Below are 19,274 nucleotides of genomic sequence, written 5' to 3' on the forward strand. Positions count from 1 at the left end.
CTCACCCCGGAGAACCCGCCGCGAGCCCGTTAGCCGCGGTCGTGCCGCAGAACTCCTCGATGCGCTCGTCGAGCGCGACGGCCTCGGTGGCGCCGTCGAAGGCGGGGGCGGCGAGACGGCGCCGGACGCCGGTCAGCCGTTCCTCGAGCTGGGCGATGCGTTTGTCCTCGGCCAAGCCGAGCACCGGGTGCAGGGCCTCGGTGGCGCCGTCGAGGCTGCCGTTGATCAGGTGCGCGGCCGCCGAATCCACCCGTGCCAAAGCCTCGGCGCCATAGGAGCGCTGCCAGGCGGGGCCGGTGGAATACAGCGCGATCGCCTGCTCGGTGGCGACCAGCGCGGGCTCGGCCAGGCCGAGATGGATGTAGGTGGCGCCGGCGTAGTACTGCGCCTTGGCGTCCGGGAAACCGAACACACCGCCGATGCCGTCGTGCAGCGTGTCCGAACCCGAGCCGCCGCGGGCGTCGCTGGCGGCGCGCAGGCAGCGCTCGGTATCGGCGGCGCTGCCGATCTTGGACCAGATCCGGGCCTCGATATTGCTCAACCGCACCCGTGCCGTGGCCGAATCGGCGAATTCCAGTCCGCTCTGGGCCAGTTCGACCGCCCGGCGCGGGCGCTCGGACCAGTACTCGATCAGCGCGTGCATGCCGCGGGTCCAGGCCCGTAAACCGTTGTGCCCGCATAATTCGGCATAAGCGCGGGCGGCGCGGATCTGTTCGGCGGCGGCATCGTAATGGCCGAGGTCGGTGCTGGCATTGGCGAGCAACCCGGACAAGCTACCCGCGAGCAGATACAGATGGCTGGTATCGGCGGGACGCTGCTGACCCTCCAGCAACCGGTACACCCGCCGCCGCACCCGCAGCATCTCCACCATCATCGGGACCGGCGGAATATGCACGTAGTCGTTGGCGATTCGGGTGACATCGGCGTCGAGCTGTTCCAACGTCATCGCGCCGATATTGGTGCTCTCGGCCCGGCTCGCGTGTTCACTGGCCTCGTGGGCAGCCGCCATTATCAGATCCCTCTCCGAAATCGCTGCTAACGCATCGCCTCTCACCGCGCCGGCGTCTATGAGGTCCAAGAGTTCCGCGTCGCTGGAATAACTGCTGTGCGCCGAGTCGCCGGCTCGCGCGTCGAATCGCGGTGTGGCGGGCTGACTGATCAGCTCCGCGAACCGTGCCCGCACCACATCGTCGGACCTGGCCAGGGAGGTATCCAGCGCGGCCTGATTCACCGGCCGCGGATGGACCCGGCTACCGCCCGCCTCCCATTTGGATACCAGGCGCTGGTGCACCCCCAAATGGGCGGCAAACTCCCGGATACTCATCCGCATGGCGTCGCGCAGCGCCCGGGTCTCCTTCCCTGACCACTGCCGGACCACGTTGTCTTCCCTTCGAACGAAACGTCCTCCACAGGTTACGAGCAAATTGTGAGCGCTGCCACATGGCTTTTCGGTTCCGAATAACTGGCAGCGCAAGGGCAGTGGAACGCCGGCGTGTAGGCGCTTGTGGCACGCCGGGGATTACCGCGAGCCTGGAATCGGTGGCGAATCCGACTCCGACCGGCCCGGCGTCAGCGGGCCAGGGGGCTACGCGATGAACGTGGAAAAACTGAGGACGATCGATGATTGGGCGGCGTTCTACCGGCACGAATTCGGGCTGGTGGTCACCGAACGCGGCGGGTTCGTCATGCTACCGATCACCGCACGGGCCTGCGTGATTCATCTACCCACCTGGCGAGCCGAAAAGGTTCGCGCCGCGCTGGGACAGCAGGGTGTGCGAGTTCCCATGCTGGCCAGGCAGATCCGCTGGAGTTTCCTGGCCGCCCCCGACAGCAGGCCGGGCGCGCAGATCATGGAGGTGCTCAACCGCCTCGACATCGGTATTCCGGCGGTCGGCAGCGCGGTCATGCTGCCCACCGGTCTCGGGCGCTGGACCCGCGAAGGCTGTCACTGGGTCGAACCACCCGAACGCGGCAAGCCGCTGCCACCGTTGTCGACGATTGTCACCACCGCCCTCGCGGTCGGTTCGGATCGGTCGGCCTGATCCGGCCGCGCCCGGCCCGCGCGCATAGACGAGGAAGCTGTGCGCCGGGCCGGGCGGGGGTCAGCGGTCCAGGCTGGGCAGTGGGAAGTTCAGGTAGGCCTTCGACGGCGTCGGACCACGTTGGCCCTGGTACTTGGAGCCGGTGCTGGCGCTGCCGTAGGGATTCTCGGCGGGGCTGGTCAGCCGGAACAGGCACAGCTGGCCGATCTTCATCCCCGGCCACAGCGTGATCGGCAGGTTCGCCACATTCGACAGCTCCAGCGTGATGTGCCCGCTGAAACCCGGGTCGATGAACCCGGCGGTGGAATGGGTGAGCAGGCCGAGGCGGCCCAGGCTCGACTTACCCTCCAGCCGGCCGGCCAGGTCGTCGGGCAGGCTGCAGACCTCGAGGGTGGATCCGAGCACGAACTCACCGGGGTGCAGCACGAACGGCTCCCCCGGCGCGGGCTCGACCAGGCTGGTCAGCTCGTCCTGACGTTGCGCCGGGTCGATATGGGTGTAGCGGGTGTTGTTGAATACCCGGAACATCCCGTCCAGGCGCACGTCGATACTCGACGGCTGGATCAGGTTTTCCTGGAACGGCTCGAGCCCGAGACGCCCACCGGCGATCTCCGCCCGGATGTCACGATCGGAAAGCAGCACGCGCACGAGCGTAATGGCAGGCCATCGCGGCGCGGACACCGGGAAGTTGTCGTACCCCTGCGGCATCATCGGCCCATGTCCGATTCCGACGCAGGCGGCCACCGCCATCACGCCATCGACTACATCGAAATCGCCGTCACCGACCTGCCCGCGGCCAAACGCTTCTATACCGAGGCGTTCGGCTGGCAGTTCAACGACTACGGACCTGCCTATGCCGGCATCCGCAACCCTGCCGGACCGGAAAACGCCGAGGTCGGCGGCCTGGCGCAGGCCGAACAGGTGCGCGGGGGCGGGCCGCTGGTGCTGCTGTACTCCAAGGATCTGGACGGCTCGGTCCGGGCGGTGGAGGCGGCGGGCGGGACCGTCGTCAACGGGCCCTACGAGTTCCCCGGCGGGCGGCGATTCCACTTCACCGACCCGAGTGGGAACGAGCTCGGGGTGTGGGCGGCGAAGTAGGCCCGCGCCGGGCTTATGTCCGCCCTGGACCGTTGCGCAGGTTCGTACCGGATCGAGCGGGGCCCGCCCGGGGCAGCTGCCCGATGCGCACGGCCGCTTCCGGCGCGGTCGAGCCGAGGCGCCTAACTCGCGTTCTGTTCGCGCGGGGCCGCCACATCCGTGATCCGCGGGAACGGGCTGGCCGACTCGAACTGGTAGGCCAGGTCGAGCAGGGTGCGTTCGGCGCCGCGCCGGGCCGACAGCTGGATCGAGCCGGGCAGGTTCGCCGACATGCGCCCGTGTGGCAGCGATACGGCAGGGCCGCCGCCCACATTGTTGAGCGGGGTGAACCCGACGTAGTCGACGAGCTTGGCGAACAGCTCGTCGAACGGCAGGTTCGGCGATTGGTCGCCGATGCGCGGCGCCGGATGTGAGAGCACCGGGCTGAGCAGCACATCGACCTCGGCGAAATGAGCGTCGTAGAGCACCGGCGCCGCGCGTAGCCTGCGCACCGCGCCCGCAACGCTCAGCGGCCTGCTCGTCGCCAAGGCCGCCAGCCCCTTGGTGAACGGGTCACGCAGGCGCGGGTCGAAGTGCTTGCGCTGCGCGATCCGGAACGACGTCGACAGCAGCGCCGCGAGTGCCGCCCAGTACAGCTTGAAGTCCTCGACGAACTGCTCGTCGACCGCGAGCCGGGCCTCGACCAGCTCGTGGCCGAGGCCGGCGAACACGGCCGCGGCGGAGTCGAGCACGGCTCCGGTTTCCTCGTGCACTGCCCGCCCACGGACGTCGTGCCTGATCACGCCGATCCGCAGCCGCCGCTCGCTCGGGCCTTCCACCAGGCCGATCGGGGGCAGCTTGGTGTTGGTGTGGAAGCGTTCGGCGGCGGCCAGATAGTGCGCGGTGTCGCGCACCGAGCGGGTCACGACTCCTTCGGCGACCAGATGGACCGGCAACTGCCGGGCGCCAGGCTGATCCAGCAGCCGGGTGCGGGTCGGCTTCAATCCGACCAGCCCGTTGACCGCGGCCGGGATCCGGGTCGAGCCGCCACCGTCGTTGGCATGAGCGATCGGCACGACCCCGGCCGCGACCAGCGCCGCCGACCCGCCCGATGACGCACCGGCCGAGTGGTCGGTGTTCCACGGATTGCGGGTGGGCGGCCGGTCGGCGTACTCGGTACTGGCGGAGAGGCCGAACTCCGGCAGCGTCGACTTGCCGAGCGCGACGAATCCGGGATGCAGGAACTGGGCACCGGGGCCGGTGGTGCGCTTGGCCGGGCGCGGGTCGAACGCGGCCGATCCGTGACAGGTCGGCAGCCCGGCGATGTCGGTGTTGTCCTTGACGAAGACCGGCACACCGGAGAACACCCCGGAGGTGGCCCGCGCGGCGCGCGCCTGGGCGAAGCATTCCGCCTGAATGGCGTTGAGCTGCGGGTTGACTCGCTGCGCCCGTTCGATCGCGGCCTCGATCACCTCGGCGCGGCTCACCTGCCCGTCCCGAATCGCCGCGGCCAGGGCCACCGCGTCCAGCTCGCCGAGCGCGTCGTCGGTGAATGCGTGTGTGGGTGTGCTCATGTGCTGGGTGTTCCTTACTTCCGGTGCGCGCGGGCCGAGCGGTCGCGGTACCTGCCACTGCTTTCGCAGGATAACGACCCTCAGGCCGCGGCGACGCCGGTCGATGGTTTGCGCAGCTCAGCGCGTCCAACCCGTCTGGCAGCAGGTGGGTCGGCAGCAGCTCGAGCAGCAATCATCAACCCCCGACAAAAGCGAAGGCCCCGAGTGACTGATCACTCGGGGCCTTCGCTCGGAGCCGATGACGGGAATCGAACCCGCGCTACTTGCTTGGGAAGCAAGAGTTCTACCATTGAACTACATCGGCGTACGCCTTCGCGCGTCCGCGAGCTTATCAGACCAGGCGCTGCGCCGGTCAATTTCCTGAGCGTGCCCACCTGGTCAAGGTCATCGTCGATCTCATCGAGACCGACTCATATCCAGGACTCATCGGTGCGATGAGTTTGCCCGCTACGCGAAGTCTTAACTGTGACACTCCCGCGACACGCGAACCGGGAGCATCCCCATGCAGTGAACGAGAGCGGGAGGCCAGTGTGAACAATCCGATTCGCCTCTACATGTCGATGTCACTCGACGGATACATCGCCGGTCCGGACGACCGGCCCGGCCAGGAGCTCGGGCGCGGCGGCGGCCGTCTGTTCAACTGGCTCGACGACCGGGAATCCGACGGTCCCAGCGGTCAGGTGTATCGCGAGGCGCTGGAGACAGGCGCGCTGATCTCGGGTCGCCGCACCTTCGAACTCGCCGGGCGCTGGCAGGGCGACCATCACGACGGTGTGCCGATCTTCGTCCTCACCCACCGAGTGGCCGATGGGGACGTGCCACCGGGCCACGCGCGGTTCGTCACCGACGTCGACGACTGCGCCCGTCAGGCGCGCGCGGCCGCCGGGGACCGGCCGGTCATGGTGCACGGTGCGAGCGCGGCACAAGCGCTACTCAGAGCCGGGCACCTCGACGAGATGGAGATCCACCTGGTTCCGGTCCTGCTCGGCGAGGGCCGGCGGTTGTTCGACCACCTCGGTGGTGAGCACATCGAACTGGAGCTCGTCCGGCGGCTCGAGGACCGAGACGTCACGCACCTGCGCTTCCGGGTCCGCCGGCCCGATGCGGACGTCGCCTGACCCGGACGCCGCCCCCACCCGACTGCTCACGTGCAAGCACCCGGGGAAACAACGTCTGGGCACCCAGCCCGAACACTGCCCTTGACCGGATCGCTCACCCACCGGCCACCGCGACGTATCCGCCCCACACGAGGTAGGCCGCGTTGACTGCCACGCCGGCGGCCGACGCGCGCCCGGGCTCGGTCCGCAGGCGGTCCAACCAGACCAACAGGTAGACCGCGAGCATGGCCGCGGCGAGCGAGCCGCCGATGTCGCGGGTGACGGGCAGGATGACCATCGTGCCGAGCGCGATCTCCGCGATGCCGGACGCCGCGACAAGCAGTTTCGGTCGCGGCATCCACGGCGGCACCAGGTTCGCGAAGTAGGCGGGGGCCAGGAAGTGTGCGAGGCCGCAGGCGAGGAGGAACAGTCCGAGCAGGGTCGCTGCGATAGCGTACATGGGGTGAGCATGTCGCCGGAGGGCCTGTGGCGGCTTGAACGAAACGATCGCCGCGTGCTGTTCGCCTGCGACGCGACGACGGCCCTGTTCGCCGATACCGGCAGCGCGGCGGTCGGCGTCCACGACCATCCGGCCTGGAAACTGCTGCTGCCGTTGGGCGACAGTCCGGCCGAGGTCGAGCACAGCGGCCTCCTGGCACCGTCGGCGGTGCTGATCCCGCCCGGCTGGCCACATGCCAGCCGTATTTCCGATGGCTACGTCGGCGTCTTCTTCGACACCCCGCTCCTGCCGCGTGGCACCGGACCGATCGCGCTGTCTCAGCGCAGTAAGCACCGGCTCCGAGATGCGCTGGCGCTCCCCGATGACCTCGACGGCGCCCCCGACCTGGCTGCGATCCACCGTGAGATCACCCTGCTCACCGGCCGCACCGACCACCTCGATCCGCGGATAGCCCGGGCACTCGAGCATCTGGTCGACGCGCCCACGCTCGCCGACCTGGCAAGAACCGCAGGACTTTCCGCGCCGCGGCTGCGCCGCCTCGTCCACGACCAGATCGGCGTCCCGCTCACTCGCTTGCGCCGATGGCGGCGTCTGCGCACGGCCATCGGCGTCCTGCCCACGGGCTCGGTGGCCGACGCAGCCGCGCACGCACGGTTCGCCGACAAAGCCCATCTGGCGCGCACCGCACGGAACATGGTAGGCCGTGCGCCGTCGTCGCTGCTGCTCTGAACTCAGCTGGGCGCTTTTTCGATCCGGGTGATGCGGGTGTGGCCGTCGAGGGTGGCGACGGTGATGAGCTGGTGGAAGGTGTCGGGGGGCTCGCCGGGGTACTGCTGGACCAGGTCGACCAGGAAGCGCTGGGGGGCGGAGTTGGCCAGGGGGGTGATGGTGACGCAGTAGCGGGTGCCGAGGGGGACCTGGGCGATGCCGCGGTCGATGCCTGCGGCGTCGGAGACGGCGGCGTCGGCGGTGACGAAATTGCGGGCGCGGTGACCGTCACGGGCGACGTAGTAGGCGTGCTCGAAGCCGAAGATCGCGTCGGCGCCGGAACCCGTGCCGCCGGTGGGCGTTCCGGAGACGACGGCGCCGCCGGTGCCGTCGAGTTGCTGCACACAGCCGTCGGCCGCGTACGGCGGCGATTCGACCGGCGACTCGGGCGGGGCCGAGGTGGGTGCCGCGGTGCTGGTCGGCAGTTGGTTGCCGCCGTTGGGCTGACCGGACGCGTGCGGCGCCTGCCCGCGGACGTCGGCCGAGACGGCGCGCTTCTCGTCGCCGCCGGTCGAGGTGGAGATGACCACGGCGACGGCCGCGATCCCGATGGCCAGGCCCACGCCCATCAGAATGCTCAGCGCGCGGCCGCCACCGTTGCCGTCGTCGCTGGTCGAGCGCTTCGCCCGAGGCGTGCGCCGGCCACCACCGATCTTGCCGCTGCGATCGATCAACGGCGGCAACAGCGACGGCTCGTGATCGCGGTAGGCGGCGACCGTTTCCTCCGGCGCGTCGTACTCCGGTTCCTGCTGCCACTGCTCCACATCGTCGGCGACCGGTTCGGCAGCCGCGGGCGGTTCCAGTGGGCCGGTGGGTGTTTCGAGCCAGTCGTCCCAGCTGCCCTCGCGCTCACCGGGACCACCCGCACGCGCGGCGGCATCGCCCGCGGGCGGTGGCCTGCGCCGGCGCCCGCGTTTACGGGGCGGCACCCGCACCATCGGCAGCCCGGGGTCGAACGGGTTGTCGCTCATCGGTCGTCGTCGGCGCCGATCGCGGGTGCGGTGACCATGGTCGTCGTCGCCGGGACGGTCACGCCGAGCTGGCCGGGCCGCGGCTTGCGTTCCTGATCGCCGCCGCCCTGGCCGGTGCCGGGCGGAATGACCATGCCGCCGTGGTGCCCGCCCGAGTTCGGCGGCGCGGCGAACGGACCGTTACCACCGCCACCTCCGCCGTTCTCGGACGGTTTCGGCTCGGCCGGAAGCGAACGCGGCGGGGCCGGGGGCGGCGCGGCCATCGCCGCGCCGGGGGCGGACGGCGCCGTTTCCGGTTTCGGCGCGGGCCCGCCACCGAAGTCGAACGCCTTCGGCGGCACCGGACTACCCGGAGTGCCTGCGGGCGCGGTGGAGGCCGGGCCGGTCTTCGCGTCGTCGGCCTTGTCCGGGTTGAGCGCCTGCTCGATCGCGGTGCCGGCCTGCGCGCCGACCGTGTCGACCACCTTCAGGCCGACATCGGCGATCCGGTCGATGATCTTGGTGCCGAGTTCCACGCCCGCATCGATGGCGGTGGTGCCCAGCTGCACACCCGCCGCCACCAGCTGCTGCTGCAACTGCAACTGCATCACCAGTGCCGGGTCCATCGGCTGGCCGGGCACGGCGCCCGGCACGGTGGTCGTGGTGGTGCCGGGGACGGGAGTGGTGAGCACCCCTTGTGGGGTGGTCATGGTCATCGGGCCCATATCGCGCAATCGCTGCCGGTGACCGTCCATCTCGCCCTGGGCGGTATTCACCACACCCAGCGCCTCGCGGATGGCCTGGGCCGCGCGGTCGATCACCGCATCGGTTTCCGGGGCCGAGGTGGCGGTGTCGAGGATGGCGCGGGCGTCGCGACGGAAATCGTCGATGATGACGTCGACCTCGCGGGCGGCGCGGCTACTGGTGCCATGCGCGTCCGACAGCAACGCCGCGTACAGCGGGCCGCGATCGGCGACCGCGCCGATCTCACTGCGCGTGGTCCGGATGACGGGCACCGCGGTATCGGCGGCCTGCCCCGACCACGACGATTCCAGCGCGTGCAGCCCACGGGTCTGGGTGGATTCGGTGGCGTCGGCGGTGGCCGAGGCCGTGGTCAACGCGCCGAGCACCTGCTGATCGGGTGCGGGCGCGCCGGAACCGAGCCCGGACCGTAGCCGGCGCAGCGGTTCGGCCAGCACCGTCACCATCGGCGGATCGGAGATCGGTTTCATGCCTGATCACCCGCCCGGCCGAGCGCGGTGGCGGCGGTGGCGTCCAGGTCGGCGGCCGCGGCGGCCTGCCCCTGCACCGTCTGCCCGTAGGCGGTGACCAGCGTCGCCGCGGTGGTCAGCGCGGTGTGATCGTCGGCGACGGCCGCGACGAACTCGGTCGCGAAATCGGCACCGAGCAAACCCACTCCGGCGGCGATGCGCGCGATATCGGTACCGGGCTCCAACTGGGCCGCCGCACCCGCGAGCTCATCTGCCACCTGATCCGCGACCACCTTGTATGTGCTCACCGCATCCGGATCGATCCGCACAGTTCGCGCCACTTCGGCCCCCTTCGCTCGTCGTTCGGGTACGACTGGACTGTAGAACAAAAGCCCTGACCCAGCGTCTTCCACGATGGGTTACCCAGCGGGACACCGCAACCCCCACGACCGAAACGCGACGCCCGCGCGTGTCGCGCCCCCTACACGCACCGCCGCGCGCTCACCCCGCGCGCAGCAGCCGGAACCGGGAGCCGTGGAAGATGAGCGGTTCGCGGTGCGGATGGGTGGCGATCCGATCGATCCCGAGGATGACGACCTGGTGATCGCCCGCCGGGACCTGCGCCTGCACGGTTCCTTCGATCCAGGCCGACGCACCGTGGATGAACACGCCGTCCCCGCTACCGTGATGCAGCGCCAGCCCCTGGAAACGGTTGGCGGACCGGCTACCGAGGGCGCGGGCCGCGTCCTGCTGTTCGGTGCCGAGCAGGCTGAGGCCGAGTTGGTCCGCGCCCGTCAGCCGGGGCCAGGTGGTGGAGGTGTTCTGCACGCAGAACGACACCAGCGGCGGATCGAGCGACACGGGCACGAAGGTCGCCACCGCCAAACCGTGCGGGACGCCGTCGACGCGGGCGCAGACCGCAACCACCCCGCTGGGGAAGTTCGCGAACGCGCGACGCAGACCGGCGCCGTCGGCGGGTACGGAGAACAGTTCATCCATGATTCGGTACTCCCGTTCTGGTCAGCGCGTCGACCACCGGCCGCCACCGCCGCGCGTATTCGGCGATGACGCCGTCGTCCTGGAAGGTGCGATCCGACAGGTAGAGCCCGGGCAACGGCGTGGTGGCGCCGAGTTCCACCAGGACCGGTTTGAGCAGCAGGTCGGGCGCGAGAGCGTGCGCCGGGCCCGCACCGAGCATCAGAGGTACCGCCACCACGCCGGCCAATCCGGTTCCGCCGTCGAACTGTTCGAGGAACAGTTTCAGCAGGCCGGTGTAGGTGGCTTTGAAAGTGGGGCTGGCGAAGACCACCAACTCCGATTCGGCGACCGTGCGCACCGTCTCGGCGACCCGCGGATCACCCCACGACAGCAGGGCGGGCCCCAACGACACCAGATCCACCACCGTTGGCGTGGACTCCGGCCGCAAAGCTTCGGCGAGCAACGTCGCCGCGGTCGATGTGCGCGAGCCCGGTTTCGGATTGCCGACCACCACCGTCACTGCCACTTTCTTCTCCTCACTCCTCAGATCACCCCGTGTAGCGGCGGCGGGGTGCCGTGCAGCACCGACCGGCCGATGTGCTGGTATTTCCACCGCACCGGGTCGTGCAGGGTATGTGTGCGGGCGTTGCGCCAGAAATGGTCGAGGTTGGTTCCGGCTGCGGCGCTTCGGGTTCCGGAGACTTCGAAGAGAGCAGATGAGACCTCGTTCGCCGCGCGGTCGGCGACGATCTTGGCCGTGGCGACCGCCAGCGAGGCCTCGGCCGCGGTAGCGGCGTCCACAGCCGCACCGGCCGCCGCCAGCGTGGCTTCCGCCGTCCGCACCGTCACCGCCAGTTCCCCGAACCGCTGGATCAGCAACGGATCATCCACCGCCCGATCCACTCCGGCTTCGAACCACGGCCTGGATCGTGTCCGCACGAATTCCGTTGCCGCATCGAGGGACCCGCGTGCGATCCCGGTATCGATCGCGGCATGCACCAGCTGCGCGAACGCACCGTAACCGGTGGGTGCGCCGACCGCCGCCGCCCGGGCGACCAGCTGATCGCGGGCCACCAGCACCCCGTCCAACTCGACGGTGCCGCTGCCGGTGGTGCGCTGGCCGATGGCGTGCCAATCGTCGATGATCCGGACACCGTCGGTGTCGGCGGGCAGGAACGCGACGTACTCCCCCGGCGGCAGGCCGCTGCGCCCGTCCGGATCGTCGAGCCTGGTGAGCACTGCGAGGATGTCGGCGAACAGCGAGCCGGTGCAGTAGAACTTGGTGCCGTCGATGCGGAAACGGGACCCGGCCGGGCGGACGGTGGTGGCGATCTCGGCCACCGTCGCGCCCGTCCGCTCCGATTGCGCGTTCGCGATCCGGGCTCCGTCGAGCACCGCCCCGAAATACCGGCTGCGCTGCTGCGCCGAACCGGCCAGCCGCAGCAGGTTCAGATACACGAAATGGCTGTGCGGGATCTGCGCGATATTCGGATCGGCCGCCGCAAGAATGCGCACCACCTCGGCCACCACACTCGGCGCCAAGTCCGCCCCACCGAATTCGGCGGGAACGGTAACGGCGAGCAACCCCGATGCCGACAGCTGATCTAACTGGGCATAAGGCAATTCGCGGTCGCGGTCACGCGCTGCGGCGTCCGCGGCGAACTCGGCTGCCAGCCGGGCGGCGACCGAGCGGGCCTCGTCGGCGGAGGTGATGCGGTCGGCGGCGACAGCGGTCATCGGCCCGCCGCGACGGGCGTGCGCGCCGCCTCCAATTCCCGGACCAGGGGCAGCACCTTGGCGCCGAAATACTCGATTTCCTCCTGGAAGTGCATGAATCCGCCGAGAATCAGGTCGACGCCGAGGTCGCGGTAGGCGACGATCCGTTCGGCCACCTGCTCGGGGGTGCCGATCAACTGGGTGCGGAATCCGTCGTTGTATTGCACGAGGTCCTCGAACGTGGAATCGGCCCACATCCCCTTGCCGTCGCGAGTGGACGCGCCCGCCTGCTGAACTGCATCGCGGAACCCCTGCACCGCAGGCTTGTTCGCCTTCTCGATGATCTCGCGCAGGGTATCCCGCGCCTCCTTCTCGGTATCGCGGGCGATGATGAACCCGTTGAGCCCGAACTTCACCTCCCGCTGATGCTCGCGCGCGACCGCACGCAGATCGTCGAGCTGCTCGGTGACGCCGTCGAAGTCCTTGCCGTTGGAGAAGTACCAGTCGGCGAAGCGGCCGCCATTGCGGCGCGCGGCGGTGGAGTTACCGCCCTGGAACAGTTCGGGATTCGAGCGTTCCGGGGTATTGAGCGGTTTCGGCTTCAACGTGAAATCCCGGATGCGGTAGAAGTCTCCGCCGTAATTCACCTTGTCCTCGGTCCAGATCTTGCGGATCACCTCGAGGAATTCCGCGCTGCGCCGGTACCTTTCGTCGTGTTCGAGCCAGGGTTCACCGAGCGCGGTGAACTCACCGGCGAACCAGCCCGACACCACATTGATGGCGAAACGACCGTTGGACAGGTGGTCGGCGGTGGCGCCGAATTTCGCCAGCACCGCTGGATGCCACAGTCCGGGATGTACCGCCGCGATCACCTTCAATCGCTCGGTGGCGCCGAGCAGGGCCAGGCTGAACGAGGTGGACTCGTGCTGGTATTCGGCACCGTAGGAGGCGGTGTAGCGCACCTGCGAGAGCGCGTAGTCGAAACCGTTGTTCTCCGCGGTCTGCGCCAGTTTCTTGTTGTATTCGAAATCCCAGCCGGTGCGCTGCTCGATATCGCTGGTCACCAGGCCACCACTCACATTGGGCACCCAATAGGCGAACCGGATCCGGTCGGCGATCTGCTCGGTGCTCATCAGGCCACCGCCACTGCGGGCGCGAACGACGACCGCTCGAAACGGCCCGCGGGCGCGAACCGTCCGAGCAGCTCGGCGGCGTCGACTCCGGTGACCTGCGTGATGTAGGCGGCGGCGTCGGCGGCCGACTCTATGGCGAGCAGGGGCTGCGGCCGGTGTAGCAGACCCACCAGCGCCGAGGCGAACCGCGGATCGACGGCGGCGGCCGCGAAGAACGGTTCGGCGATCTCGCCGAGGGCGGGGTCGCTGAGGAACAGCCTGGTCACCTTGTTCGCGGCATCGCTGCGGGCGGCGAGGAAGCTGTCGTATTGCGCCTGGAGCCACGCGGCGTCGAACGGACCGTCATGCACGGCGGCGGCCGCGATCAGCCGCTGTGCCTGGATCAACCCGCTCTGCGCGCCCTGTCCGGCGATCGGGTCGTAGGCGACCGCGGTGTCACCGAGCGCGGCGACCACATGTCCGTTGGCGGTATGCCCCACGCCCGCCCGGACCACCGGCCGCACCGCACCCTTCAGCCAGGAATGCGGGTCCTCGGCGATCACCTCGGTGGCGAGCACCTCCGGCAGATCCCAGTCGGCGAAATCGCGGTAGAGGTCCTTGACGATCGCCAGCGCGGATTCAGCGGAATCGGCTGCGGCGAACCGCGATTCCCATTCGCTGCCGGGCCGCGCCCAGCCGAGGAACGCCCAGCTCGGGCCGGCGTCCTTGTGCAGGTACGGGCCCCACCAGCCTTCGCCCTGGTCGGCGATGATGGAGAAGCCGCTGTGTGCACCGCCCGCCGGTCCGCGATGGGCGAACACGCCCTGGTCATGTCCGAGCCCGGTGACGGTGACGGTCAACAGGGACCGCTGCGGCTTGTCGTAGACGGTGCGCCGCTGGTCGATGGCGAACAGATCGGACAGCCCGGCCTTGCCGGTCGCGACGAGGGTGAGATCGTTGGCGGCGGCAATGCTGTCCAGGGTTTCCGGAGTCACCGGCTCTACGAGGAAGGCGCCGCCGCGCTCCCGGAAGGCGGTCAGCCGCTCGTCGGCCTTGAGCCGGGTATCGACCGCGACGCCGACGTAGCCGTCGAACTGCCCGTCGAAGGCGATGAGCTCGGCCCCGTCGGGACCGGCGATGCGCGCGCTGAGCCCGGTGTGCCGTGGCGCGCGCCCGGTGTAGCTGTCCAAGCCGAGCGCGGCCTCGGCCTGCTGGGTCTCACCGAACTCGAGCGCGGTGCCGGTGGCGGGCACGTCGTCGCGCAGCGCGCGTTGGTCGCGATCGCTGTAGAGGGTGACGTCGAAGCCTGCGTCGAGCAGGCCGAGGGCCGCAGTGACGCCGGTCTGGCCGGCGCCGATCACCGCGGCCGTACGGGTGGAGCGGGAAGCGGATTGCTGCGTGGTCATGGGTGAATGGTGCTGGTGGCGCGCCTGTTGCGGCAGTATTGCGATCACGCAGAATCAATAGGGAGACCGTATGAGCTCCGGGCATACGATGACCGCATGTCGTTCACCGTCACCGAACTGAGCGGGGACCGCACCGAGCAGTACCGCGAGCTCGCCGAACAGGCGCGGGCGCTGGTCGCGGGCGAATCCGACCGCATCGCCAATGCCGCGAACCTGTCCGCCCTGCTGTTCCACACCCTGCCCGGCCTCAACTGGGCCGGCTTCTACTTCTTCGACGGCCACGAACTGGTGGTCGGGCCGTTCCAGGGCAAGCCCGCCTGCGTGCGGATCGCCCTCGGCAAAGGGGTATGCGGTACCGCCGCCACCACCCGCGTCACCCAACTCGTCCCCGATGTGCACGCCTTCCCCGGCCACATCGCCTGCGACGCGGACACCCGCTCCGAAATCGTGATCCCGCTGGTCCGGGAGCGCGAGCTGATCGGCGTCCTCGATCTCGACAGCCCCCAGCCCGCCCGCTTCGACACCACCGACCGGATCGGGCTGGAAGCCGTGGCCGCGATCTTCCTCGGCTCGTTCTGAGCCGGCCGGCCGCGCCACGACAGCGCCACGTCAACAACTACGGCGGCAGCGCGCTCATCCCGGCCGCCGAACACGGCTCGGTCCGTACCGTGCGCCGACTCATCGACGCCGGCGTCGCGCCCGGCGACCTACCCTGAGTACGCCGCAGCGACAATCGGTGCCGCGACTCACCCGGCGGTGATCACCGACTTACCCCGTGTGCGCGGCAGCGACCCGACGGACAGCCTCCTCCGGCAACACGGTCGAACCCGGGCCCCCGAGCCGATAACGCGCCCCGCGGTGCTCTTCCGGCAGCCGATCACCGGCGCCGAAGAGCGCGTTGCGCAGCGTGCCCGGCTGATACTCCGTGGCGTACACGCCGCGTTCGGTCAACACCGGAACTACATGCCGGACAATATCTTCGAAGCTTCCGGGCGTGATCGCGTATGCGAGGTTGAACCCGTCCAGGTCGGTGTCGTCGACCCATTCCTGCAACCGGTCGGCCACGGTCTCCCCGGATCCGACGAACACCGGGCCCATCCCGCCGATGCCCGCCCAGCGGCCGATATCGCGGACGGTCCATTCGCGCCCGTCGTCGTCGAATTCCTGGAACGCCGCGACCGCCGACTGGATCGCATTGCTGCGCACCTCGCCGATCGGGTCGTCGAGGTCGTAGGTGGACAGGTCGATGCCCATCCAGCCGGACATGAACACCAGCCCGCCCTCCACGCTGGCATAGGACAGGTATTCCTCGTGCTTGCGCTGCGCGGCGACGTCGGTCGCATCGGTGACGATGGTGGCCAGGGCATAGATGCGGGCCGCGTACCGATCCCGTCCCGCCGCTTCCAGCGCATCCCGCACCCGCGCGACCGTCTGCGCGAGCACGCGTTTCGACGGCCCGGCGATGAAGATCGCCTCGGCGTTCTCGGCCGCGAACCGCACCCCGCGCGGTGAGGCGCCCGCCTGATAGATGACGGGCGTGCGCTGCGGCGACGGCTCCGACAGATGCACGCCGGGCACGGTGAAATGCTTGCCCTGGTGCCCGATGTGGTGCACCTTGGCCGGGTCGACGTAGATGCCGCGCTCGCGGTCGCGGACCACCGCGTCGTCCTCCCAGGAACCCTCCCACAGCTTGTAGAGCACCTCCAGGTACTCGTCGGCCTGGTTGTAGCGCTCGTCGTGATCCAGCTGGTCGTCGGCGCCGAAATTCCGTGCCGCCGAAGGCAGATAGCCGGTCACCACATTCCAGCCGAGCCGTCCCTTGGTGAGGTGATCGAGCGTGGACAGCCTGCGTGCGAACGGGTACGGATGCTCGAATCCGGTGCCGGTGGTGATGCCGAATCCGAGATGTTCGGTGACCGCGGCCATCGCCGAGACCAGCAGCAGCGGGTCGGCCAGCGGGATCTGGGCGGCCTGGCGCAGGGCCGCGGTGTCGTCGCCGCCGTAGACGTCGTAGGTGCCGAGCACATCGGCGATGAAGATGCCGTCGAAACGCCCGCGCTCCAATAGTTTCGCCAGTTCCGTCCAGTAGGACAGGTCCTTGTAGCGGTGCGATTGGTCGTCGGGATGACGCCACAGCCCGGGCGACTGATGCGCCACGCAGTTCATATCGAAGGCGTTGAACCGAATCCGCCTGCTCATCGCGCCACCGCCGCCCCGCGCGCGCCCGCGCTCCACGCGAACGGCAGCTCGGTGCCGTTGAGCAGGTGATCGCCGATGGCGCGGGCCTTGAAGATGGCCGGGTTGTGCACCGAGATGGTGCGGGCATTGCGCCAATGCCGGTCCAGCCGCAGCCGCTCCGACACCACCGACGCACCGCCCACCTCGAACAGCTGAGTGGTCGCCGTCAGTACCGTATCGATGACGCCCAGCTGCGCCTGCGCTGCCGCCAATTCCGCCGCTGCCAGCGCCTTTTCGTCGCTCGCCCCGGCGGCCAGCACCTCGTCGAGCACATCGGCCACCGCCAGCACACTCGCCCGCGCCCCGAACGCGGCCGCCGACAACCGCCCGATCACCTGCTGCACCAGCGGATCTTCCCGCGGCAGAGCCGCGGCGGCGTGGGTATAGGTGCGGGTGCGTTCGGTGACCCACGCGCGGGCATCGCGTTCGGCGCGCGCGGCGATGCCGGCGAGCACGGCCAATTGGACCAGCTGAAGATACGAGGTGGCATAGGTGCGTCCGGGCGCGCCGTAGCCCGGCCCGAGTATGCGTTCCTCGGCCACGACCACATCGGTGAATTCGGTGGTCCCGCTGGCGGTGAGCCGTTGCCCGAAACCGTCCCAGTCGTCGTGCTGACGGACCCCGTCGGCGTCGGCGTCGACCAGCACCCCGACGCGCTCGCCGTCCCGGTCGGCGGCCACCAGGATGTGATCGGCGTACAGCGAGCCGGTGCTGTAGTACTTGACGCCGTTGAGCAGCCACTGCTCGCCGCGGCGGGTGAGCGTCGTCCGATAGCGGTCGACGGCGCCGACCCCCGGTTCGGTGATCGCATTACCGACCAGCGTGCCCGCCGCCACCGCGCGCAACCAGGCATCACGGGACGGACCCGGCGCGGCGAGCAACTGATCCTCCACGAAGGAGAAATGCACTCGCAGCGCCTGCGGCAGATTGGATTCGGCGGCGGCCAGGTCGATGAGCAGGCCGAACAGCTGACGCACGGTCGCACCGAACCCGCCGGCCTCCACCGGGACCCGGAGCGCACCGAAGCCGGCCGCCTTCAGCCAGCCGATCTCCTCGTGCGGCAATCGGCGGTCGATCTCGCGCTCGACCGCGCCCGCGGCGATCCGGTCGAATATCGGCGCGAAGGTCGCGGCCAGCTCAGCGTCGGAAAGTGATGTCGCGGATGTCATCGGCCCACGATCGCCCAGCCCGCCGCCGAGATCACCGGTTACGCGCAGCGCGATCGAAAGGCATTCGTGTCGGTGCCGCGGGCTATGGTCACGGCGTGACTGGCGGGCGGTACACCTTTACGGCGCAGGTGTGGGAGCACCACGGGCAGGGCTCATGGCATTTCGTCGACCTGCCCGAAGACATCGCCGACGAGATCGAGGAGATGTACGGGCACCGCGCGGGCGGGTTCGGCTCGGTGCGGGTCCGGGTGACGATCGGGGACAGTCGCTGGTCGACCTCGCTGTTCCCCGACAAATCCAGGGCCACCTATATCCTGCCGGTGAAGAAGCCGGTCCGTCTCGCCGAGGATCTGGTGGCCGGGTCGCGGGCGCGGATCGAGATCGTCATCGCGATCTGATCCGCGCTCCGCTCATCGGGTCAGCTGGGCAGCTTCACGCATTCGGTGACGATCTTGCCCTGGGCCGCGCGGGTCTTGTCGGCGTCTTCCTTGCTCATGCCGAAGTTCTCCGCGTCCGGCGACTGCGGGTCGTGCTCGCCGGACATCAGCGTGCGCAACCCGTCTTGGGAGATGCCCTCGGCGACGAAGACCTTCGCCACGCAATCGGCGAGCGCCTTGTCCTGCATGCCCTTGTCCTGCATGGATTTGGACAGGTCCGCCTCCGTGACGGTCGCCTCGGCATCGCTGCCGCCGCACGCAGCCAGCAGCGGCAGGGCGATGAGCGCCGTGGCAATCAGCTTGATCCGCACCGAATTCCTCTCTCAGGGGGTGTCGCAGCCGGGCCGGCGGTGGCGCCGGAGCGGCGGTTCCGCGGCGGGTGACGGCGCGGATCCACGCCCGTGTGTAGTCGCAGCGATGCGAAGTCCGCAACCCGAACCGGCGTTTTTGCGGGCATTCCACAATGGGCGTCGCTCAGAGGTCCATGGCGGCGCGTAGTGCGGTGTCGAGGCGGTCCATCGTCTCGGCGTCGGCCTCGTCCACCCGTTCGGCCAGCCAGCCCCGGTAGATCCGGCCGATATTGCCCGCGTGCACCCAGCCCAGCGAACCCAGCGGGACGGCGAGGATGTCCTGCGGATCCTGCTCGAGCAGTTCCGCGGCGATCAGCCAGGGGCGCGGCGATTCGTTGATGCCATCGCTGCTGATGAGCACGACGGTGCGGGGTGGTGACGAACCGTGCGGGTGATACAGCCAGAGCTCACCCCTGCGCACGCATCGCCTCCTCCGCGGCGGCCAGCTCGGCCGCATCGCGCGCGGCCTGGGCCGCGATCTCGGCCGGTTCCGGCATCGGACCGACCCCGGTGCGCACGGCTTCGCGGCGCGCGGCCTTGGAGATCCAGGCCGACGGTGACATGCCCGCGCGGGCGGCGGCCTGTTCGGCATACGACCAGGCGGATTCGTCCAGCGACAGGGTGACCTTACGCGTTGCCATACCAATTATCGTACCGCCGGCCGGGTCGGCTGCCCACCCTCGTAATCG

Annotated in this window: 23 protein-coding genes and 1 tRNA gene; 6 read left to right on the forward strand and 18 right to left on the reverse strand. The window is 69.5% G+C overall.

All coding sequences use genetic code 11. The features are described 5' to 3' along the window. Window position 1 precedes the first annotated feature (1 nt). Window positions 2–1,291 (reverse strand): XRE family transcriptional regulator, encoded by a 1,290-nt coding sequence (locus tag NOCYR_RS26400; RefSeq protein ID WP_419538302.1) that lies wholly within the window; start codon window positions 1,289–1,291, stop codon window positions 2–4. Between the two features lie 301 nt (window positions 1,292–1,592). On the opposite strand from NOCYR_RS26400, the gene NOCYR_RS26405 reads away from it, so the two are divergent. Continuing rightward, window positions 1,593–2,042: a hypothetical protein gene (locus NOCYR_RS26405; protein WP_014353476.1), complete on the forward strand. Its 450-nt coding sequence runs from the start codon at window positions 1,593–1,595 to the stop codon at window positions 2,040–2,042. A gap of 60 nt (window positions 2,043–2,102) precedes the next feature. On the opposite strand, the gene dcd is transcribed toward NOCYR_RS26405, so the two are convergent. Further along, entirely contained in the window at window positions 2,103–2,684 is a 582-nt protein-coding gene (gene dcd, locus NOCYR_RS26410) for a dCTP deaminase (RefSeq protein ID WP_048834469.1), read from the reverse strand. A gap of 75 nt (window positions 2,685–2,759) precedes the next feature. Here dcd and NOCYR_RS26415 point away from each other — a divergent pair, with 75 nt between their 5' ends. Continuing rightward, entirely contained in the window at window positions 2,760–3,140 is a 381-nt protein-coding gene (locus NOCYR_RS26415) for a VOC family protein (protein WP_014353478.1), read from the forward strand. Window positions 3,141–3,262: 122 nt separating this feature from the next. On the opposite strand, the gene NOCYR_RS26420 is transcribed toward NOCYR_RS26415, so the two are convergent. Together NOCYR_RS26420 and NOCYR_RS26425 are read right to left on the reverse strand one after the other, a co-directional pair. Next, the gene (locus NOCYR_RS26420; RefSeq protein WP_014353479.1) at window positions 3,263–4,693 is read right to left on the reverse strand and encodes an amidase; all 1,431 of its coding nucleotides are present in this window, start codon (window positions 4,691–4,693) and stop codon (window positions 3,263–3,265) included. Between the two features lie 233 nt (window positions 4,694–4,926). Next, window positions 4,927–4,997, reverse strand: a tRNA-Gly gene (locus NOCYR_RS26425). Between the two features lie 226 nt (window positions 4,998–5,223). On the opposite strand from NOCYR_RS26425, the gene NOCYR_RS26430 reads away from it, so the two are divergent. Further along, a complete protein-coding gene (locus NOCYR_RS26430; RefSeq protein WP_014353480.1) occupies window positions 5,224–5,811 on the forward strand; it encodes a dihydrofolate reductase family protein in 588 nt (195 codons plus the stop codon). A 94-nt stretch (window positions 5,812–5,905) separates the two neighbouring features. On the opposite strand, the gene NOCYR_RS26435 is transcribed toward NOCYR_RS26430, so the two are convergent. Continuing rightward, window positions 5,906–6,250, reverse strand: coding sequence for a membrane protein (locus tag NOCYR_RS26435; RefSeq protein WP_014353481.1), 345 nt, complete (start codon window positions 6,248–6,250; stop codon window positions 5,906–5,908). A gap of 9 nt (window positions 6,251–6,259) precedes the next feature. Here NOCYR_RS26435 and NOCYR_RS26440 point away from each other — a divergent pair, with 9 nt between their 5' ends. After that, window positions 6,260–6,979: a helix-turn-helix domain-containing protein gene (locus tag NOCYR_RS26440; RefSeq protein ID WP_048833748.1), complete on the forward strand. Its 720-nt coding sequence runs from the start codon at window positions 6,260–6,262 to the stop codon at window positions 6,977–6,979. Window positions 6,980–6,981: 2 nt separating this feature from the next. On the opposite strand, the gene NOCYR_RS26445 is transcribed toward NOCYR_RS26440, so the two are convergent. The 8 genes from NOCYR_RS26445 to NOCYR_RS26480 all read right to left on the reverse strand — a co-directional run bounded on the left by NOCYR_RS26445 (window position 6,982) and on the right by NOCYR_RS26480 (window position 14,391). Beyond that, window positions 6,982–7,989, reverse strand: a complete 1,008-nt coding sequence (locus tag NOCYR_RS26445) for a hypothetical protein (RefSeq protein WP_014353483.1) — start codon at window positions 7,987–7,989, stop codon at window positions 6,982–6,984. After that, entirely contained in the window at window positions 7,986–9,200 is a 1,215-nt protein-coding gene (locus tag NOCYR_RS26450; RefSeq protein WP_014353484.1) for a hypothetical protein, read from the reverse strand. Before NOCYR_RS26450 ends, NOCYR_RS26445 begins: the two co-directional genes overlap by 4 nt. Continuing rightward, complete coding sequence (locus NOCYR_RS26455) at window positions 9,197–9,520, reverse strand: hypothetical protein (protein WP_014353485.1); 324 nt, start codon at window positions 9,518–9,520, stop codon at window positions 9,197–9,199. The genes NOCYR_RS26450 and NOCYR_RS26455 overlap by 4 nt, the downstream gene beginning before the upstream one ends. Before the next feature lie 160 nt (window positions 9,521–9,680). Further along, complete coding sequence (locus tag NOCYR_RS26460) at window positions 9,681–10,178, reverse strand: flavin reductase family protein (protein WP_014353486.1); 498 nt, start codon at window positions 10,176–10,178, stop codon at window positions 9,681–9,683. Continuing rightward, on the reverse strand, window positions 10,171–10,683 hold the full coding sequence (locus tag NOCYR_RS26465; protein WP_048833750.1) for an NADPH-dependent FMN reductase: 513 nt from the start codon (window positions 10,681–10,683) through the stop codon (window positions 10,171–10,173). Before NOCYR_RS26465 ends, NOCYR_RS26460 begins: the two co-directional genes overlap by 8 nt. Window positions 10,684–10,700: 17 nt before the next feature. Beyond that, complete coding sequence (locus NOCYR_RS26470; RefSeq protein WP_014353488.1) at window positions 10,701–11,894, reverse strand: SfnB family sulfur acquisition oxidoreductase; 1,194 nt, start codon at window positions 11,892–11,894, stop codon at window positions 10,701–10,703. After that, window positions 11,891–13,006 carry a dimethylsulfone monooxygenase SfnG gene (gene sfnG / locus NOCYR_RS26475; protein WP_014353489.1) on the reverse strand — a complete coding sequence of 372 codons (1,116 nt, stop codon included), beginning with the start codon at window positions 13,004–13,006 and terminating at the stop codon, window positions 11,891–11,893. The genes NOCYR_RS26470 and sfnG overlap by 4 nt, the downstream gene beginning before the upstream one ends. Further along, the gene (locus tag NOCYR_RS26480; RefSeq protein ID WP_014353490.1) at window positions 13,006–14,391 is read right to left on the reverse strand and encodes a styrene monooxygenase/indole monooxygenase family protein; all 1,386 of its coding nucleotides are present in this window, start codon (window positions 14,389–14,391) and stop codon (window positions 13,006–13,008) included. The genes sfnG and NOCYR_RS26480 overlap by 1 nt, the downstream gene beginning before the upstream one ends. A gap of 96 nt (window positions 14,392–14,487) precedes the next feature. Here NOCYR_RS26480 and NOCYR_RS26485 point away from each other — a divergent pair, with 96 nt between their 5' ends. Beyond that, on the forward strand, window positions 14,488–14,970 hold the full coding sequence (locus NOCYR_RS26485; RefSeq protein WP_014353491.1) for a GAF domain-containing protein: 483 nt from the start codon (window positions 14,488–14,490) through the stop codon (window positions 14,968–14,970). A gap of 189 nt (window positions 14,971–15,159) precedes the next feature. Here the strand turns inward: NOCYR_RS26485 and NOCYR_RS26490 are convergent, their stop codons facing one another. Both NOCYR_RS26490 and NOCYR_RS26495 read right to left on the reverse strand, forming a co-directional pair. Continuing rightward, entirely contained in the window at window positions 15,160–16,590 is a 1,431-nt protein-coding gene (locus NOCYR_RS26490) for an LLM class flavin-dependent oxidoreductase (protein ID WP_014353492.1), read from the reverse strand. Beyond that, on the reverse strand, window positions 16,587–17,798 hold the full coding sequence (locus NOCYR_RS26495) for an acyl-CoA dehydrogenase family protein (RefSeq protein WP_014353493.1): 1,212 nt from the start codon (window positions 17,796–17,798) through the stop codon (window positions 16,587–16,589). Before NOCYR_RS26495 ends, NOCYR_RS26490 begins: the two co-directional genes overlap by 4 nt. 95 nt (window positions 17,799–17,893) lie before the next feature. On the opposite strand from NOCYR_RS26495, the gene NOCYR_RS26500 reads away from it, so the two are divergent. Then, entirely contained in the window at window positions 17,894–18,196 is a 303-nt protein-coding gene (locus NOCYR_RS26500) for a DUF1905 domain-containing protein (protein ID WP_048833751.1), read from the forward strand. 20 nt (window positions 18,197–18,216) lie between these two features. On the opposite strand, the gene NOCYR_RS26505 is transcribed toward NOCYR_RS26500, so the two are convergent. The 3 genes from NOCYR_RS26505 to NOCYR_RS26515 all read right to left on the reverse strand — a co-directional run bounded on the left by NOCYR_RS26505 (window position 18,217) and on the right by NOCYR_RS26515 (window position 19,226). Next, window positions 18,217–18,546: a hypothetical protein gene (locus tag NOCYR_RS26505; protein ID WP_014353495.1), complete on the reverse strand. Its 330-nt coding sequence runs from the start codon at window positions 18,544–18,546 to the stop codon at window positions 18,217–18,219. 163 nt (window positions 18,547–18,709) lie between these two features. Continuing rightward, window positions 18,710–19,006: a type II toxin-antitoxin system PemK/MazF family toxin gene (locus NOCYR_RS26510; RefSeq protein WP_014353496.1), complete on the reverse strand. Its 297-nt coding sequence runs from the start codon at window positions 19,004–19,006 to the stop codon at window positions 18,710–18,712. Beyond that, window positions 18,993–19,226: a hypothetical protein gene (locus NOCYR_RS26515; RefSeq protein WP_014353497.1), complete on the reverse strand. Its 234-nt coding sequence runs from the start codon at window positions 19,224–19,226 to the stop codon at window positions 18,993–18,995. Before NOCYR_RS26515 ends, NOCYR_RS26510 begins: the two co-directional genes overlap by 14 nt. Window positions 19,227–19,274 lie beyond the last annotated feature (48 nt).

Origin of the sequence: Nocardia cyriacigeorgica GUH-2 (assembly GCF_000284035.1) — a bacterium.
In the GTDB taxonomy this organism is placed as follows: domain Bacteria; phylum Actinomycetota; class Actinomycetes; order Mycobacteriales; family Mycobacteriaceae; genus Nocardia; species Nocardia cyriacigeorgica_B.